This window comes from Sulfurimicrobium lacus (genome assembly GCF_011764585.1).
In the GTDB taxonomy this organism is placed as follows: domain Bacteria; phylum Pseudomonadota; class Gammaproteobacteria; order Burkholderiales; family Sulfuricellaceae; genus Sulfurimicrobium; species Sulfurimicrobium lacus.
This window is the reverse complement of record NZ_AP022853.1, coordinates 2,595,336-2,613,664: the sequence shown is the minus strand read 5'-3', so window position 1 is coordinate 2,613,664 and position 18,329 is coordinate 2,595,336. Positions and strand designations below refer to the sequence as shown.

The window sequence follows — 18,329 nt, the reverse complement described above, 5'->3', positions numbered from 1 at the left end:
CATGCCCACGCCCCATACGCCCCGGCAGAATCACCTTCTCTGCGCGCTGCCGGATGAAGATTACCTGCGTTTGCTGCCAGATATGGAACTCGTCCCCATGCCGCTCGGATGGGCTATTTGCGAGTCCGGCTGCCAGATGGGTTACGTGTATTTTCCCACCACCAGCATCGTGTCCTTGCTTTCCGTCATGGAAAACGGGTTATCGGCGGAAGTCGCCATCACCGGCAATGACGGGCTGGTCGGTGTGGCACTGTTCCTCGCGGGTCAAAGCACGCCGAACCGCGCGGTGGTACAAAGCGCCGGCTTCGGCTACCGGCTAAAAGCGAGCGTTTTCAAAAGAGAATACAACCGGGGCGGGTTGCTGCAACATCTGGCGCTGCGCCATACGCAGGCGCTGATCACCCAGATGACGCAGACCGCCCTGTGCAACCGGCACCATTCGGTAATCCAGCAACTGTGCCGCTGGCTGCTCTTGAGCCTGGATCGCCTGCCATCGAACGAAATGCAGACGCCGCAGGAATTGATCGCCAACATGCTGGGCGTGCGCCGTGAGGGAGCCAAGGAAGCCGAAGGGAAACTGCAGGCAGACGGGCTGATCGATTGCCGCAGCGGCCACATTCTTGTGCCGGATCGAACCAGGCTGGAGGGTGAGGCATGCGAATGCTACACGGTGATTACGCGAGAAATGGAACGGCTGCTCCCGCGTCAGAAGATGCCGCCTGAGATCGCGGCGATATCCGCCTGAAAATCTCCCCCGACAGCTTCGTTGTACCTTGCCCTGCAACGCAGAACTGCACATTTCCTCAACGCTTATGAATCCCGGGATAGGTATTTGCCCATATTGATAAGCGGGTGCGTTCACTACATGATATTCCTCATGACAGCGTGGGATACGCTGTAGTCGAAGCGCTTTAAAAGGGGAACGCCATGCATGCAGAACCCATGGGGAAGAGCAGGCGGCAATGTCGCACTGTGGCCGAAACGATGTACGCGAACGACGCAAGCCAGGTAATCTGCGTCGTGACACCTGAGCAGGCGGGGGAAGCAGTGAGGGGCGAGGCTGTATGTGCATTGCAAAGCGAATTGCGACGCATGTCGGCTCAGCTTCTGACGATTCAGGAGAACGAACGGCGACGCATCGCCACCGACCTGCACGACGGACTCGGGCAGTCGTTGACGCTGATCAGGCTGGCGCTGGAGAATCTGACCGAACTGCTGGCCGAGAATTCGTTCCGCGAGGCGGATGAGTCGATGCAGCATCTGAAGACAAAGGTTCAGGAAGCGTTCGGTGAATTGCGACGCGTTGCCATGGACCTGCGCCCCTCGACGCTCGACGACCTCGGGATACTCGCGACCCTGTCGTGGTTCTTCCGCGAGTTTGAAAGCGCCTGCCGCGGCATCAAGATCGAGAAACATCTCCTGGTGCAGGAGAATCACATCCCCGTTCCGCTCAAGATAACGATCTTCCGCATCCTGCAGGAAGCCGTCAGCAATATCGTCAAGCACGCCCATGCCGACCACATCCGGGTGAGCCTCATCGAAGCCGATGGTGCGCTGCATCTCACCATCGAGGATAACGGGCATGGTTTCGACCAGGTCGGGCGTAGCAGATTCCAGTCGATAGAAAAGGGCCTCGGACTTATGAGCATGAAAGAGCGCGCAAATCATTCCGGGGGCACGTATCGCATCGAGTCGGCTGTCGGTCAGGGTACGCGGATATACGTCTCCTGGTCATGCAGTTAGCGTTGCCACGCACTGGGCGTGTTAACACGCCCTAGTCATGCCTTCCTGTCATCTCCCCATCCATGGCGCCAGTAACCGTTGCGCCCAGTCTGCTTGATTTTGTACATCGCCATGTCCGCATGATTGAGCAGGTCATCGGCGTCGCTTCCATCTTCGGGGAAAATACTGATGCCGATGCTGGCCGTAATCTGCACGGCATTTCCTTCGACGTACACGGGGATTGCGTAGCTATCGATGATTTTTTGGGCGACATTGATAGCTGCTTCGGTCTGTGGAATGGTCGGCAATATGACGGTAAATTCATCCCCGCCCAGCCGCGCGAGCGTGTCCCCATCGCGCAGGCAAGCCTTCATGCGCTCCGTGACCGACATGAGCAAGGCATCACCGAACCTGTGTCCCATCGTATCGTTGATCTGCTTGAAGTTGTCGAGATCGACGAACATCACCGCCAACTGCTGGTGATTTCGCCTCGCCTGGGATATTGAAAGGCTGAGGCGGTCGAGGAACAGGCGCCGGTTGGGCAGCCCGGTAAGACCATCGTAGTAGGCAAGATAGTGCAGTCGTTCCAGAACGTGTTCCTGGGTATGGGCATCGGAAAAAATGCCCACATAGTTCGTTACGCTCCCCTTGGCATTCCTGACTGTGCTGATGCTCAGCCACTCAGGGTATATTTCGCCGCTCTTGTGGCGGTTCCATATTTCCCCCTGCCATTGCCCCAGCTTATTCAGGTTGGCCCACATTTCCTGGTAGAAACTCTCGTCATGCCGGCCGGAATGGAGTAGTGACGGGCTTTTCCCGACGGCTTCTTGCGCGCTGTATCCGGTCGATTTTTCAAAAGCCGGATTGACCGAAACAATCATGTTTTTCGCATCGGTGATCATGATGCCTTCCGCGGCGCTCTCGATCACGCGGGAAGCCAGGCTAGACGCCTGTTCGGCTTCTCTTGCGGAGCTCAGATCGATCATCACAGTGCGACATACGCGCGGCCGAACGGCGCCTTTCGTGAACACGCTTTCCAGGCGCATTTCGCACAATGTACCGCGGGGTGTTTTGACCGTTAACTCGGTACTGGCTTTTGTGGCTGAGTGGAATGCCTTGTGCAGATATTTGAGAAACAGCGGTCTTTCATTTTCGGCAAGCCATGCGATGAATTGCTTGCCGATCATGTGCGCGCGGTCCCTCCCCAGCATGGCGGCGCCGGCTTGATTGATTTCCAGGGTATGTCCCGAATCATCCAGAGTGAGAAAACCGACGGGAACCGTATCGAAGAGTTCGGTATAACGGTAACGCGCTTCTTCCAGCAAGCGTTGCGCTTCCTGCAACTCAAGCTTGCATGCCTCGATTTCGGCCAGGTCAAGCAGATGAAGATCACTCGTTTCCTGCCTGTCCAAATGCGGTGGTTTTCTGTGCGTGGGCATGTCTGGCTAATAAACGTCTGATCGGAAAATGCCAAGGAAATGACTTTAACGTTGCACATGAGAGCAAGAAATCAGCAAAAGACTGAATATTCCCTGCAGAAAGACTGTAGTGACGGAATGCATAGCGGTTTCGCCAGGCATGGAGTGATCTGCATGCTTTCCCCAGGAAAAAATACGGTCCAGCGCGTACAAATGAATACAGCTATACACCCAGAGAAAGTTGACGACTATAAGGCTAAGGTTAGCGCAACACGAAAACTTGGCGCGGAACAAAATGACAATGCCGAAATTGCATCATGTAGCACGCCGCCCCGTATTAACCACACTCCCGGTGCCGGAAATGCAGGGTTTTACGCTGCTCGAACTGCTGGTTGTCATGGTTATTATCGGATTGCTGGCGGGATATGTGGGCCCGAAATATTTCGCCCAGATCGGCAAGTCGGAAATCAAGGTTGCACGAGCGCAGATCGATTCGCTGGACAAGTCGCTGGATCAGTTCCGCCTGGATACCGGGCATTACCCGTCCATGGAAGAAGGACTGGCAGCACTGGTTGCGCGGCCGGCAAACGAGCCCAAGTGGGACGGGCCCTATTTGAAAAAAAACGTTCCGCAAGATCCATGGGGAAACCCCTATGTGTACAGGATTCCCGGCGAACACAGCGAGTACGACCTGCTCTCCTATGGCAAGGACGGGCAACCGGGAGGTGACGGGGAGGCTGCGGACGTTACGAACTGGTGATGCGCTGCTGACGAGTACATGAAATTGACCGTGGAAAAGGGTGGGAGGAGCGATGCGATACGAAGTAAAAGCATTGCGTGGCAGCGAGGGACTGACCTCTTTTGCGCTGGATGCAACTGATGCCGGCGACGCCGCAGCTCAAGCCGTGGCACAGGGCTATACGGTTATCGCGGTCAAGGCGCGGCATTCCTGGCACGTCTGGAACAAGCCGGGCAAGAAACATTTTCCGCTCGTGCTTTTCAGCCAGGAGCTACTTGCGCTTCTGGACGCTGGCCTGGCGCTGGTTGAGGCGCTGGAAACACTGGCCGAAAAGGAACAGCGGCCGGACGTAAAGAAGACGCTGAGCCAGATCGTTGCCACCCTCTATGAAGGACATCCCCTGTCTTATGCATTGCGTCAATCCGAGGCTGATTTTCCACCGCTGTACGTGGCTTCAGTGCGCGCCAGCGAGAAAACCGGCGCATTGCCGGAAGCGCTGATGCGCTATATCACCTACCAGACCCAAATGGACAGCGTACGCAGACATGTGGTCAGCGCATCGATTTATCCGGTATTGCTGGCCGGCGTCGGCGGTGTGGTGATGGTGTTCCTGATGCTTTACGTCGTGCCTCGCTTCAGCCGGATCTACGTCGATATCGGCGGCAATCTGCCATTCATGTCGCGGCTGCTGATGGAGTGGGGACAGTTCATCGGCAAGCATAGCGAAGGGTTGCTCGGCAGCATGCTTGTGTTGCTGGTGTCTTCGTTCTACCTGTTTACTCGGACGTTTTTCAAGCAGTGGCTGAGCACCGTATTATGGCGTCTCCCCTCCATCGGCGCGCGCCTTCACATTTACCAGCTGGCCCGGTTTTACCGTTCTCTGGGCATGTTGCTGCGCGGCGGGATGCCGGCGGTGGCCTCGCTGCAGATGGTTTCCGACCTGTTGCAACTGAAGCTGCGCGAACAGTTGGCGCTGGCTGCAGCGAGCATCAGTGAAGGCCAGCCCATCTCGCAGTCCATGGAGCGCAACGGGCTCACCACGCCGGTGGCGCTGCGCATGCTGCGGGTTGGCGAGCGGACCGGACAGATGGGCGAGATGATGGAGCGCATTGCGGCTTTCTATGAAGAGGAAACGGCGCGCTGGGTGGAGCGCTTCACCAAACTGTTCGAACCGCTATTGATGGTCTTTATCGGGCTGATCATCGGCGGCATCGTGGTGCTGATGTACTTCCCGATTTTCGAGCTCGCCGGGAGCATCCAATGAATATCGCAGAACAACCCGTGGTTCCGGCAGCAACCGTTTTTTCCCCGCAGCAGGTGCACGCGGCAAGGGAGACGGCTTCGGCCTTGCGGCGCCGCGTCATAGAAGTGCTGGAAGAACAGTCGAACATGGACCCTCGCGCGTTTACCCAGACCCTGGCCGACACCTTGCATTATGCGGTTCTAGGCATGGTTGATCTGCACCGCCTGGCGCCCGCTTTCGAGGTGCTGCCCTTTGCCGAAGCGGTCGAACGCGAGTGCATTGCGCTGCGCGGAGATGGCGGTCGCCTGACCCTGGTGATGAGCGACCCGTTCGACATCGGTCTGCAGGCGTGGGCGGAGCAGCGCATCGGTGAATCCTTCGACTGGGGGCTGGCGCACCATGCCGACCTGGCAGCTTACCTCGCGCGCCAGGAGGATTCCCTGCACGCCATGGATAGCGTGCTGGCGCTGGACGAAAAGGCGAGCACGACCAGAACCGGCGCCGATGAGCTGTCGTTCAAGACCATTAGCGAAGACACGAGTCCAGTGGTCAAGCTGGTGCACTCGACGGTGTACGACGCATTGAAAATCGCCGCCAGCGACATCCACCTGGAGACCGGGCCGTCGGGTCTGGGCATCAAGTACCGTATCGACGGCGTGCTTACCACGGTTGGCTCCCTAGCCGGCCTGGATCTGGCTGAACAGGTGATTTCCCGCATCAAGGTGATGTCGGAACTCGATATCGCCGAACGGCGCGTGCCCCAGGACGGACGTTTCAAGGTGGCGGTGCGCGGACACGAGGTGGATTTTCGCGTCTCCATCATGCCCAGCATTTTCGGCGAGGACGCGGTGCTGCGCATTCTCGACAAGCAGACCCTGACCGACCAGATCAAGGGTCTGCGCCTCGGCTACCTGGGTTTCGATGACGACTCCATCGCCGTGCTGCGCAGGCTTTCCAGCGCGCCTTACGGCATGTTGCTGGTGACCGGCCCGACCGGAAGCGGCAAGACCACGACGCTCTATGCGGCGATCTCGGAGATCAACAACGGACAGGACAAGATCATCACCATCGAGGACCCGGTCGAGTACCAGTTGCCGGGCGTGCTGCAAATTCCGGTGAACGAGAAGAAAGGGCTGACCTTTGCGCGCGGCCTGCGCTCCATCCTGCGCCACGACCCGGACAAGATCATGGTCGGCGAAATCCGCGACCCGGAGACTGCACAAATCGCCGTACAGTCGGCGCTGACCGGCCACCTGGTGTTCACCACGGTACACGCCAACAACGTGTTCGACGTGCTCGGCCGGTTCACCCACATGGGGGTCGATCCTTATAGCTTCGTCTCCGCCCTCAACGGCATCATGGCGCAGCGGCTGGTGCGCGTGAACTGCCCCCACTGCACAGTTGAGCAGGTGCCCGACGAGCAACTGATCGCCGATTCTGGAATCGACAAGCAGGATGCGGTCAGCATGCGTTTCCGTGCCGGTACCGGCTGCGGGCAGTGCCGCGGTACCGGATTCAAGGGGCGCAAGGCGATCGGCGAGATTCTGGTGCTCAACGACCAGATACGCGAACTCATCATCAACCGTGAACCGGCCCGCGTCATACGCGAGGCGGCACGGCGTAACGGTACGCACTTCCTGCGCGAAACCGCGGTGGAAATGGTGCGGCAGGGCGAAACGACTTTACAGGAGATTAACCGTGTCACTTTCGTGGCGTGATGAATTGCGTGTGGTGCTGGCGCCCGATCAGGTGGTGCTGGTGCGCCTCGGCTGGACGCTGACGAGACGCGGTCCGACACGCCGCGTGGAGGCGAAAATTGTCGTCGACTGCACCCCCGGCGATGGCGAAGTGCCATGGGAAGAAGCGATCAAGACCCTGGAGACTGAACTGCCGCGCGTGCTGGTTCGCAAGTCGGTCGCAACTGTGATCCTGTCGAATCATTTCATGCGCTACACCCTGATGCCCTGGAGCGACGGGCTGAGCAGCGCGGCGGAAGAAGAGGGCTATGCGCGGCACTGTTTCAGGCAAATCTATGGGGCGGCTGCGGAACAGTGGGAATTGCGCCTGAACCCGGAGCCAGCCGGACAGCCACAGCTGGCGAGCGCCGTGGACAGGCGCCTGCTTGCGGCATTGCGCGCGGTGTTCGAACGCAAGGGCGTGGCTCTCGCGTCGGTACAGCCCCGTCTGATGGCTGCCTTCAATCACTGCCGCCCGACCTTGGCGAAACGCAGCGGGTGGTTTGTGCTTTATGAGCCTGGATGTCTGTGCCTGGCCCTGTTGCAGCATGGGCGTTTGGCCAGCGTGCGGACGATGAGGATAGGCAGCGACTGGCGCGACACCTTGTCAACGGTTCTGGACCGGGAAATCTACCTGGCGGAGCCGGGCTCGGCGACCAACGAGGTTTACCTCTGGGCGCCCGAGCTTGGAAACGCAGAACTGCCGGAGAACGGTCGCTGGAAAATTCATAATTTGCGGCCAACGGTGCGGGCATCCCTCGTCCCTGCATATGAAGGCCGCTTCGCCATGGCATTGAGCGGGTGACCACGATGGCTCAACTAAATCTCGATTATCAGCGCGGGGCCAGACTCCTCTCCTGGGAGGGTGCGCTGCTGCTCGCTGTCGCAGTGACAGCCCTGGCGGCGACGGGCGTCTATTTTCGCAATCTGAGCGATCAGGCAGCGCTTTGGGAGTCTCGCGCAGAGCATATCGAACGCGCCGGGCGGCAGCGGTCCCCGGCCGGGCTTGAAGGCGAGCGCATGGCAAGTGACCTTGCGCTGGAGGTGAAGCGTGCCAACCAGGTGCTGCGCCAGCTCAGTGTGCCGTGGAACGGCCTGTTCCAGACGGTGGAGGACAACAGCAGCAAAGACGTGACCTTGCTGGGACTGGAACCCGACACGGAAAAAGGGCTGGTTAAAATCAGCGGCGAGGCAAAGAATATTGCGGCCATGCTGGAGTACATCAAGCAGCTCGAAAACCGCGATGTGTTCGGCACTGTCTATCTGCAAAGCCACCATATTCAGTTGCAGGACCCTGAAAAACCGGTACGGTTCGTGTTGTTGGCCATTTGGCGGGACCCGTCATGAGGTGGCTTCTCGACATGCTTCGGCGGCCCATCGTCTCCGGTTCCGAGGCCGCTATAGCGCCGCCCTTGTGGAGCCGCGTGCGCTGGACGGCGCGGCACTGGCTGCGTCGCATCGGTGCGCCAGGAATACTGGCAATCGGCATACTGGTTATGTGCCCGGCGCTCTATTTTTCCGCGATTCGCCCCATGCAGGCGCGACTGGACACTGCGCGCTTCAGCGCAGACCGGTTGCATGAACAGCTGGCGCTGGCCGGCAAGTCGTCCAGTAGCGCAAGACTCAGCCCGGCAGAGCAACTCACCGAGTTCTACGGGAAATTTCCCCACGAGGGATGTTCGCCCCAGTGGCTGGAAAAACTGGTCGCCCTGGCGGCATCCCGCGGGCTCACCCTGAACGATGGGGAATACAAGGCAACGCGAGAGAAAGTCGGGAAGCTGGTGCGCTATCAGATGACCTTGCCGGTGAAGGGCGAGTATCCGCAGATCCGGAGATTTCTGACCGATGTGCCGGGGACACTTCCGGTCATCGCGCTGGAGAATGTGCAGTTCGAGCGTCAGAAAGTTGCCGATCCCAACGTCGAAGCCAAGATCAAAATGGTGCTCTACCTGGAGCAGGCATCATGAAGGCGCGCCGGTGGCTGCATTGGGGCAAGCCTGCCTTTCTCGGCTGCTTGCTCGCGGCGATTGCCACCATCGCCGCTTGCGGCGATGGCTGGGGGACGGCGAAGAAGCCGCACCAGAAACCGGAACAATCAACCAGAGTTGTCCCCTCCGGGGCGAAGAAAACGGTGCAGCGTGCCCCGGACGAGTCACGTGTCGAGCTCGAACGTCTGGACCATGCTGCGCTTCAAGCTAACGGGAATGAAAATATAGGCAACGTATTCGGCGCAACTTCCTGGTACGTACCCCCGCCGCCGCCCCCACCGCCCCCGCCCCAGCCGCCGCCGAAACCGACCGCGCCGCCCATGCCGTTTACCTATCTCGGGCTTTACCAGGAGAATTCGGGGCAGGTCATCATGCTGCTCAAGGGCGACCGGCTATATACCGTCGCAGTGGGTGACGTGATCGAAAGCACCTACCGCGTGGATCGCGTGGAGCATGGCATGGTGGAAATGACTTACCTGCCGCTCAACATCAAGCAGTCAATAAGCACCGGCAATTCGTCTTGAATGCCGCCAGGGAGAATCTGACATGCACAGGCTAAATTTGCACTTCACAGGCAACAATATACTGTTCCTGCTTGCTGCGACGATGCTTGCGGGTTGTGCCGGGCAGCGTTTGCACGATGAGGGAATGGAGCTGCTGCAGGCCGGGCGTAGCGAAGAAGGCCTGGCAAAACTGGAGGAGGCCACCAAGGCCGAACCCGGGAACCTGTCCTATCGCACTACGCTGGCGCGTTACCGCGAGCAGCTCGTCAACCGCATGCTGGCGAACGCGAACAGCGAACGAGCCCAGGAGCATTACGATGCCGCGCAGGCAATCTACGAACATGCTCTGCGCATCGATCCGCAGAGCAACGGCGCAAAGGACGGCATGGCCTCGCTGGCCATGGACCGGCGCCATGCCAAGATCGTCGCCGAGGCAACCGGCCTGTTCAAGAAGGGCGATGCGGAAGGGGCACGGGCGGCGCTCAAGACGGTATTGCTGGAGAACCCGAGGAATGGGCCGGCGCTCCTGCTGCAACAGCAGATCGACGAGCAGGCAGCGAAAGGGCTGTTGGCCGAACCGACGCTGCAGGGAAAGTTCAGGAAGCCGGTGACCATGCAATTTCGTGACGCCAACCTCAAGATGGTGTTCGAGGCCCTGTCGCGCACCAGCGGGATCAATATCCTGCTCGACAAGGATGTGAGGGCGGACCTCAAAACCTCGATTTTCGTCAAGGATGTGTCGGTGGAAGATGCCATCGATTTAATCCTGCTGCAAAGCCAGCTGGAGAAAAAGATCATCAGCGACAACACGGTGTTCATCTACCCCAATACGCCAGCCAAACTCAAGGATTACCAGGACCTCAAGATCAGGAGCTTTCACCTCACCAATGCTGATCCCAAGCAGGTTCTGACGATGATCAAAACCCTGCTCAAGACCAAGGATATCTTCATCAACGAGAAAACCAATTCCATCGTGATGCGGGATACGCCGGAGGCCATCCGGCTAGCGGAAAAAATGGTTGCCGACCAGGATATTGCCGATCCGGAAGTCATGCTGGAAGTTGAAGTGCTCGAGGTGAGCACCTCGCGCCTGAGCGAGTTGGGAATCAAGTGGCCAGATACGCTGACTCTGACCTCGCCAACGGGTACGACGCTCACAACGAGCGCTGGCGTGCAGAGCACAACAAACGTTCCTGGCAGCCTCGGACAACTCCTGCACACCCCCTTGAAGAGCTACACTGCCACGCCGTTGAGTCTCGCGCTCAACTTGATGCTGCAGGACACGGACACCAATCTGCTTGCCAGCCCGCGCATCCGCGTGCGCAACCATGAAAAGGCCAAGATCATGATCGGCGACCGCGTGCCGGTGATCACCAACGCCGTGACTCCGGTTTCGACCGGGACGCCCGTGGTAACGGGCAGCGTCCAGTATCTGGACGTGGGCATGAAGCTCGAGGTCGAGCCCGAGATACATCTCGACAACGATGTTTCTATCAAGATTAATTTAGATGTGAGTTCGATCGTCAAGCAGGTCAACAATCCCATCTCCGGTACGCAGGCCTATCAGATCGGCACGCGCAACGCCTCGACCGTGTTGCGCCTCAAGGACGGTGAAACCCAGATTCTTGCCGGCTTGATCAGCGACGAGGATCGCAGAAACGCCAATAAAGTGCCTGGTCTTGGCCAACTGCCGATCCTGGGGCGTTTGTTCTCCAGCCATGGCGACAATACCAGTAAGTCGGAGATCGTTCTTTCCATCACCCCGCGTATCGTCGGTAGAAATATCCTTCCGGACGCGCGCGAAGTGGAATATTGGTCCGGCACGGAATCCACTTTGCGCAGTAGCGCCTTAACCATGAAATCGAGCGGGAGCGTCGGCTTTTCCAGCGTTGCACAGCCTGTTGTGCCGGCACCCCGGCAACCGGCAGCCAAAGCGCCGGTCACCGCAACGCCCGCTGACGCGGCGCCGCAAGCGGTTGCTCTTTCATGGGACGGCCCCAACCAGGCGAAGGTGGGCGACAGGATCAGCCTGACGCTCAACAATTCAGCGCCGCTTGGGGCAAAAAGCCTGGGCTTCCAGGTGAGCTACGACCCCGCCGTATTGAAAGCGGTCGATGTGATCGAAGGAGATGCGATGAAACAGAATAATGCCCAATCGAACCTCATGAAAACGATCAACCAGAAGAGCGGCAACATCGTGGTGGGGCTGTCCGGATCGGGGACGGGTGAAGCAAGTGGGGGCGGTAGCGTTGTCACGCTGGTATTCGAAGTGACTGCTGCGGCCCCGTCATCGCAGATATCGGTCAGAAATATCACTTCCGCAGCAAGCGGTGGCGGATCGTTGGCGCTTGCTGCTCCCGAGCCCCATGCCATCACGGTGACACAATGATCAGGCGCGCCCCCGCAGGCTTCACGTTGATCGAGCTGGTGGTCACGGTGGCGATCGTAGGCCTGTTGGCAAGCGTGGCGTTGCCGATGATGGAACTGGTCGTGCAGCGCGACAAGGAGCAGGAGCTTCGCCTGGACCTGCGCCAGATTCGCAGTGCGATTGACGCCTACAAGGAGGCCGTGGACGAAGGGCGCGTGAAAACCTCGATGCAGCAAACCGGCTACCCGCCAACGCTGAATGTGCTGGTCGAGGGCGTTCCCGATCAAACCGACCCGGACGGAAAAAGAATGATTTATTTTCTGCGGCGCATTCCGCGCGACCCGATGTCCGACGATCCGGCCAATACCAATGATGAAACCTGGGGCAAGAGAAGCTACGCCAGCAGCGCGGATTCCCCGGAAGCGGGCGACGATGTGTACGACGTGTACTCGTTGTCGAGCGGTGTCGGACTGAACGGCATCAGCTACAAAGACTGGTGAGGAGCGCCCGCAACCATGTTCCGGCGAATCAAAGCCTTTACCCTGGTCGAACTGCTGGTCGTGTTGGCGATTATCGCGCTGCTGTTGAGCCTGGCCGTGCCACGTTACTTTCAGAGCATCGAAAAATCGAAGGAAACCGTCTTGCGCGATAACCTGTCCCTGACACGGCAGGCTCTGGACAAGTATTACGGGGACAACGGCAAGTATCCCGATTCCCTCGACATGCTGGTCAACAAGAAGTACTTGCGCAGCCTCCCGGTCGATCCCATCACCGACAGCAGCACCACGTGGATCGTCGTGCCTCCCGACGTGCCTGAAAAAGGGGGCGTGTACGACTTGAAGAGCGGCGCGCCAGGCAAGGCAAGGGACGGTACGGAATACAAGGACTGGTGACGCAAAATGCGCATGAGCTACAAAAAATACGCAGGCATGAAAGACATCCACCGTGCGCCGTCTGCCGTAGCGGGGTTTACCTATATCGCCCTGTTGATCTTTATTGCGATCATCGGCGTTGTTCTCGCTTCGGCAGGGGAGGTATGGCACATGGCGGTGCAGCGTGAAAAGGAGCGCGAACTGCTGTTCGTCGGCGACCAGTTCCGTCGCGCGCTCAATCAATATTCGAGACATGCGTCAGGCGGTTCCGCACGATATCCCGTGAGCCTCGAAGACTTGCTGAAAGACCCGCGCACGCCGGCCACGCAACGTTATTTGAGAAAGATTTATCGCGACCCGATCACCGGCAGTTCCGAGTGGGGACTGGTCAAGGGGCCGAGCGGAGAAATTCTCGGGGTTTACAGCCTTTCTGAAGATGAACCGATCAAGAAGCGCAACTTCAGACTTGCCGATAGCAGCTTCGAAGACAAGATGAAGTATTCCGACTGGGTGTTCATGAGCAAAACGGTGCGTTTTGGCATAAAACCGGTGACGAAGCCGTGACGGATATGGGTGAAATTAAACCCGGAGTTTTCATTGTGGGGGTGAATCATGAGTAAAAAATATCGCCTGCTGATTGCAGAAGACCACACGCTGTTGCGGGCCGGCCTGCGCGCGTTGCTGGCGCAGGACACGGACATCGAGATTGCCGGCGAGGCGGACAACGGGCGCGATGCGATCCAGGCTGTCGGGGCGCTGTCGCCGCACCTGGTGCTGATGGACCTGACCATGCCTGGGATGAACGGGATCGAAGCGATACGCGACATCAAGCGGCGCTACCCGGAAACCAAGGTGCTGGTGCTGACCATCCACAAGACCGACGAATACATCCACGAAAGCCTGCGTGCCGGGGCTGACGGCTATATCCTCAAGGACGCGACGCACGACGAATTGCGCGTGGCGATCCGCAGCGTGCTGAACGGCAAGACCTACCTGAGTCCCGACATATCGGCTCAAGTGATCAACGGCTACCTGGGCACGGGACAGGGCGCGACAGGGTCGAGCCCGTGGGACACGCTGACGCACCGGGAACGGGAAGTGCTGAAGCTGGTGGCCGAAGGGCACCCCAACAAGTACATCGCGGACTATTACAGCCTGAGCGTCAAGACGGTGGAAAAGCACCGTTCCAACCTGATGAAGAAACTCGACCTGCACAATGCGTCCATGCTGACCGCTTATGCGATCGAAAAGGGGCTGCTGGCCGGCTAGCGCCTCAAGGCCCAGGAATGTTCCGTACAATCCCCGCGCGGGCCGCGAGGGACTGCAACACCTTGGCAGCACCCTCCTGCTATACAGTGTCCAGCGTATTGTGACGTACAACCACATTGCGTAAGGTTGAAGCGAAGTTTCGATGCGGGGGGCTGCGATGAAAGCTCTGTGGTGCGTTCTTTTATCTTTTCTGCTCGGATGCGGTTTGGTCCGGCTGGCTGCAGCGGGCGTTTACGCCTATACCGCAGAAGATGGCTCGGTGAGTCTGAGCAACGTGCCTGCGGACAATCGCTACCGGGTACTGATTCCCGACCAGAAAGACAATGCGCAGGCGTCCTCTCCAAACGCTGAGCAGAAGGTACTGTCAGCCCTTGCCGGCAAGGCCCGCTACGACCGTATCGTCGATGATGCAGCCCGCACCTACGGCCTGGAGGGTGCCCTGCTTCATGCCGTGATCTCGGTGGAGTCGCACTACAACCCGAAAGCCGTTTCAAGAAAAGGCGCGTCCGGCCTGATGCAGCTCATGCCGGCAACAGCCAGACGCTATGGCGTCGCCGACTCATTCGACCCGGTGCAGAACATCGAAGGCGGCGCAAGGTACCTGCGCGACTTGCTGAAAATGTTCAACAGCGACTTGAGCCTGGCGCTCGCAGCCTATAACGCCGGAGAGAACGCCGTCGTCAGGTCCGGCAATCGCATTCCGCCGATTCGCGAGACCAGGGATTACGTGCCCAAGGTGCTCGGTTTCTATCGCAAGTACCAGGTCGATCTGTAAGTCTTCCAGCAAACCCCGCAGTACCCCCACCCGTAAAGTGAAGTCCCGGCCATGGCGAAATGCAGGGTTTGACTTAAGTGTGCGTATTTCGCTTGTGGTTGACAATCATTCCCATCTGACGCAATTCGAACGTTTTGAAGATATGAGCGAAATGGATGGCGGAGAGAGCGACGTAATCAAGCAGGCAGGGTGGGCAATGTGGAGGTAGTGCACGGTAGCTCAAGAGTAGGGTTTCCGCAGAAATGAAATGAGTGATCTACCTAGCAGCCATAAAAAACAAATTCATGAATACTTTGTAACAAATGTTGACGGGTTTTGTTTTCTGCGTGACCCGTGAATTTTGGGATTTTGTAATCAGTGCCTGAACCGATCCAGTAGCAGAGTAACCGGGCAAAGACACTGAAGATTTGAACGGCTTGAATCGCGGAACTCGCATTTACCATGGGCCAATTGATTCCCGGCCCGCCAGCGAATAAACCGCGATTTGCTCTCACCAGGGCGCAATGCGCCCATAGATGGAAAGGAGGACAACACCATGTTGAACTTTCCCAACTTGGAGCGGTTGCTGCCCCTGTTGCTGCTGTGTTTGTTTGCCACGACCGCCGAGGCAACTAGCTTCCGCGTGCAGTGCCCGCAGACGACCACGATGCACCCGAATGGCAGCGCGGTCGATCCGACCCACCCCGGACTGATCAAGTGCCAGCAAATCTCCGGTGGCGATGGCTTCGCGACCATGGCCGACGGCACGCAAACCTACCTGTTCGCCTTCGGACCCTTGTCCGGCCTTGCCGATATGGTCAATGGCAAGCCGGGCACGCAGACGGCAGCGGTGTTCAACACGCTCGCCCCAACCGATCCAGGCGTCGGTGAACCGAACACGTCCACGACCTTTAATGGCGCGGTCGGCCTCACCCCTGATCCGATGTCCGTGCCCCCCAACCAGATAAACGGGCACGTCGACCCGCGCGTGATCATGGATGTCGGGGTGCTGAACGGCAACTCGCCGGCGCCTCTGATGGCGATCGATGAGGATGACGAGTTCTTCCTTACCCTGACCAACGTCGGCCAGATCATGCGTCCCGATCTGTTCGAGCAGCACACCGTTCACTTTCACGGCTACCCCAACGCTTCGGCGTATTTCGACGGCGTGCCCGATGCCTCCGTCGCCATCAACATCGGCGGCAGCTTCACTTACTACTACCTGGCGCCCGACGCGGGAACCTATTTCTGGCACTGCCACATCACCCCACCCGAGCACCTGCAGATGGGCATGGTGGGCCAGATCTACGTGCGGCCGCGGCAGAATCGGGTAGCGGTGGGGAGCTCTCTTTATAACGGACTGGTTGCGCAGCAGACCAACCTGCGCACCAAGTGCGGCGACGACATTCTGTGTTCAACGCCGCTGCCGCCAGTCAATAGTGTGACGCGCGCCGCCAACAAGATGTACGCCTACAACGACGGCGACGGATCGACCGCCTACGACGTCGAGTTCCCGCTCCAGATGCACGGCTTCGACCCGAACTTCCACTTCGTCGGCATGACCTTCAACCCGGAAACCTTCATCGACCTGAAGGACAAGTACTTCCTGCTGAACGGGAGGAGCTACCCGGACACGATCAATCCGCAACCGTTGAGCACGCAGTCGGCGGACGGTGTGTCGCGTTATTCGCAACCGCTGCCGGCCCTCATCAACATTCCGGCGGGTGGCAGGGCGCTGCTGCGTATCTCGGACCTTAACGTGAGCGAGTTCCATACGCTGGCCTCGCTCGGCATCCCGATGCACGTGATTGCCCTTAACGCCAGGCTGTTGCGCGACCAGGACGGCACCAACATGGCCTACGACACGAACTCGATCACCCTTGGCGGCGGCGAGTCGCTCGACGTGATCCTGGATGCATCGGACACCACTAAATATCCAGCCGGATCGGTCTTCTACCTCTACACGCCGCAGCTCGACCACCTGTCGAACGACGCGGAGAACTTTGGCGGAATGATGACCGAGATCCACATACTCTGACCAAGGCCTGCGGCAGCAGCAAATAGGAGAATAGCCATGCGTCACATTACACACATGACCTGGATCAACAAGACCTGGATCGCAAATTTCGCCCTGCTTGCCGCGACGGCCCTTGCTTCTCTGCTCGTCGGTACCGCCCATGCAGCCGCACCCGGCATCACCGGGCCGAATTTCGACCTGACGGCCGTACCTGGCTACATCAGCCAGCCCGACGGATCGAGCATCTATTCCTGGGGCTATGGCTGCAACACTGCACCGAACGGGTTTGCGCCGGCAACGATTACCAATGCCAGTTGCCCGGCCGGGGCGATGCAGCTACCCGGACCCACGCTGATCGTGAATCAGGGCGACATCGTGATCGTCACCCTGCACAACAATCTGCCGGCAGCCGCAGGCAATACCTCGATCCTTTTTCCTGGATTTAACGTGACCGCGACCGGCGGAACCGCCGGCCTGCTCGCGCAAGAGGCAGCGAACCTCGGGACGGTGACTTACACCTTCGTGGCCAGCACACCCGGCACGCATGCCTACTACAGCGGCACGCAGGGCGACCTGCAAGTCGAGATGGGGCTCTACGGCGCGCTCATCGTCTTGCCGACCAACGGTAACAGTGTACCGGCGGGCTATGCGACGCCAGCCAATCTGCCCGCCACCTGCCATGCTCATTCCGCCGGGGCGACGGCGACGTTGCCGAATGGGGACCCTGACTTCCGTCTCGCCGCATCGGCGTACAACCACCCCGCAGCCTGCTATGACCGCGAGTATTTGTTCCAGTTTTCGGAAATTGACCCCGTGATTCACCAGCAGGCCCAGGCCCAGGCGGCACTCCCATGCACGCAGCCGACCGGTTGCATGGTCGTCGCCACCGAGCCGTACGTGCCGGCGTACTACATCGTCAACGGCCGGTCCATGCCTGACCTGATGGACCCGAACTACGCGGTGCAATATCCGCACCAGCCGTATAACGGCAACCCGCACATGCACCCCGGCGAACTCGTGCTGCTACGTGTCATCGGCACCGGCCGCTGGCAACACCCGTTCCACGAGCACGGCAATCACGTCCGCGTGCTGGCGCGCGACGGCAACCTGCTGCTGACTCCATCTTCCAACAAGCTCGCCGGCCCGCTGCTGTTCACCACCACCACCACGCCCGGCATGGCTTTGGACGGCATTTTCCAGTGGACGGGCAAGGGCCTGAACTGGGACGTCTACGCGCATGCCGATGGCATCACGGCCGATACCTGCGTACCGGACGCAAACGGCTACTACACCACCGGCAGCGGTGCGCCGCTCACCGCGCCCAACTACTTCGAGTGGTGCGCAGACCACAAGAAGCCGTTGGAAGCGAAGCCCTTCGGCCAGGTCGGTAGCGGCGGTCCCGTCTCGCTGCCCGACCCCAACATCCTGGCCAACGGCCCATGGTATGGCGGCAGTCCCTATCTCGGGCCGGATGCCACGGCGCGTGCTGTCGGCAGCACGCCGATTCCACCATCAGGGACGGTCGGGAACCCGAGCGACGAAGCCGGCTTCGCCTATATGTGGCACTCGCATAACGAGCGTGAGATCACGACCAACAATGCCTTCCCCGGCGGAATGATGATGATGATGCTGGTGGACCCGTGGGTCTTCAGCATCATCGAAGCGAACTAGCAAACCAGGAGAAATATTATGAGAGCCAA

The 18,329-nt window shown here is 59.2% G+C and carries 18 protein-coding genes; 17 read left to right on the top strand and 1 reads right to left on the bottom strand.

The window, feature by feature from the left end; genetic code table 11:
* Window position 1 precedes the first annotated feature (1 nt).
* Window positions 2-745, top strand: coding sequence for a Crp/Fnr family transcriptional regulator (locus SKTS_RS12765; protein WP_173065597.1), 744 nt, complete (start codon window positions 2-4; stop codon window positions 743-745).
* Between the two features lie 347 nt (window positions 746-1,092).
* On the top strand, window positions 1,093-1,743 hold the full coding sequence (locus tag SKTS_RS12760) for a sensor histidine kinase (protein WP_173065594.1): 651 nt from the start codon (window positions 1,093-1,095) through the stop codon (window positions 1,741-1,743).
* 35 nt (window positions 1,744-1,778) lie between these two features.
* Here the strand turns inward: SKTS_RS12760 and SKTS_RS12755 are convergent, their stop codons facing one another.
* Window positions 1,779-3,134, bottom strand: coding sequence for a diguanylate cyclase domain-containing protein (locus SKTS_RS12755; RefSeq protein ID WP_173065591.1), 1,356 nt, complete (start codon window positions 3,132-3,134; stop codon window positions 1,779-1,781).
* A gap of 367 nt (window positions 3,135-3,501) precedes the next feature.
* Here SKTS_RS12755 and gspG point away from each other — a divergent pair, with 367 nt between their 5' ends.
* From gspG to SKTS_RS12680, 15 genes are all read left to right on the top strand, one after another.
* Window positions 3,502-3,900, top strand: coding sequence for a type II secretion system major pseudopilin GspG (gene gspG, locus SKTS_RS12750; RefSeq protein ID WP_244617514.1), 399 nt, complete (start codon window positions 3,502-3,504; stop codon window positions 3,898-3,900).
* Window positions 3,901-3,952: 52 nt separating this feature from the next.
* Window positions 3,953-5,143 carry a type II secretion system F family protein gene (locus tag SKTS_RS12745; protein ID WP_173065572.1) on the top strand — a complete coding sequence of 397 codons (1,191 nt, stop codon included), beginning with the start codon at window positions 3,953-3,955 and terminating at the stop codon, window positions 5,141-5,143.
* Window positions 5,140-6,840: a GspE/PulE family protein gene (locus SKTS_RS12740; RefSeq protein WP_173065569.1), complete on the top strand. Its 1,701-nt coding sequence runs from the start codon at window positions 5,140-5,142 to the stop codon at window positions 6,838-6,840. Before SKTS_RS12745 ends, SKTS_RS12740 begins: the two co-directional genes overlap by 4 nt.
* A complete protein-coding gene (locus SKTS_RS12735) occupies window positions 6,821-7,663 on the top strand; it encodes a hypothetical protein (RefSeq protein WP_173065566.1) in 843 nt (280 codons plus the stop codon). The genes SKTS_RS12740 and SKTS_RS12735 overlap by 20 nt, the downstream gene beginning before the upstream one ends.
* Window positions 7,664-7,668: 5 nt before the next feature.
* Entirely contained in the window at window positions 7,669-8,205 is a 537-nt protein-coding gene (locus SKTS_RS12730) for a hypothetical protein (protein WP_173065563.1), read from the top strand.
* Window positions 8,202-8,825 carry a type 4a pilus biogenesis protein PilO gene (gene pilO, locus SKTS_RS12725; RefSeq protein ID WP_173065560.1) on the top strand — a complete coding sequence of 208 codons (624 nt, stop codon included), beginning with the start codon at window positions 8,202-8,204 and terminating at the stop codon, window positions 8,823-8,825. The genes SKTS_RS12730 and pilO overlap by 4 nt, the downstream gene beginning before the upstream one ends.
* A complete protein-coding gene (locus SKTS_RS12720; RefSeq protein WP_173065557.1) occupies window positions 8,822-9,370 on the top strand; it encodes a hypothetical protein in 549 nt (182 codons plus the stop codon). Before pilO ends, SKTS_RS12720 begins: the two co-directional genes overlap by 4 nt.
* A gap of 22 nt (window positions 9,371-9,392) precedes the next feature.
* Window positions 9,393-11,738, top strand: coding sequence for a cohesin domain-containing protein (locus SKTS_RS12715; RefSeq protein ID WP_173065554.1), 2,346 nt, complete (start codon window positions 9,393-9,395; stop codon window positions 11,736-11,738).
* The gene (locus SKTS_RS12710) at window positions 11,735-12,217 is read left to right on the top strand and encodes a type II secretion system protein (protein WP_173065551.1); all 483 of its coding nucleotides are present in this window, start codon (window positions 11,735-11,737) and stop codon (window positions 12,215-12,217) included. Before SKTS_RS12715 ends, SKTS_RS12710 begins: the two co-directional genes overlap by 4 nt.
* 15 nt (window positions 12,218-12,232) lie before the next feature.
* The gene (locus SKTS_RS12705) at window positions 12,233-12,610 is read left to right on the top strand and encodes a type II secretion system protein (protein ID WP_173065548.1); all 378 of its coding nucleotides are present in this window, start codon (window positions 12,233-12,235) and stop codon (window positions 12,608-12,610) included.
* A 12-nt stretch (window positions 12,611-12,622) separates the two neighbouring features.
* Window positions 12,623-13,153 carry a type II secretion system protein gene (locus SKTS_RS12700; RefSeq protein ID WP_244617333.1) on the top strand — a complete coding sequence of 177 codons (531 nt, stop codon included), beginning with the start codon at window positions 12,623-12,625 and terminating at the stop codon, window positions 13,151-13,153.
* A 48-nt stretch (window positions 13,154-13,201) separates the two neighbouring features.
* Entirely contained in the window at window positions 13,202-13,858 is a 657-nt protein-coding gene (locus tag SKTS_RS12695; RefSeq protein WP_173065544.1) for a response regulator, read from the top strand.
* A gap of 157 nt (window positions 13,859-14,015) precedes the next feature.
* Complete coding sequence (locus SKTS_RS12690) at window positions 14,016-14,633, top strand: lytic transglycosylase domain-containing protein (RefSeq protein WP_173065541.1); 618 nt, start codon at window positions 14,016-14,018, stop codon at window positions 14,631-14,633.
* Between the two features lie 535 nt (window positions 14,634-15,168).
* Window positions 15,169-16,650, top strand: coding sequence for a multicopper oxidase domain-containing protein (locus SKTS_RS12685; protein ID WP_173065537.1), 1,482 nt, complete (start codon window positions 15,169-15,171; stop codon window positions 16,648-16,650).
* A gap of 36 nt (window positions 16,651-16,686) precedes the next feature.
* Window positions 16,687-18,300, top strand: coding sequence for a multicopper oxidase domain-containing protein (locus SKTS_RS12680; RefSeq protein ID WP_198420362.1), 1,614 nt, complete (start codon window positions 16,687-16,689; stop codon window positions 18,298-18,300).
* The last annotated feature ends 29 nt before the right edge of the window (window positions 18,301-18,329 follow it).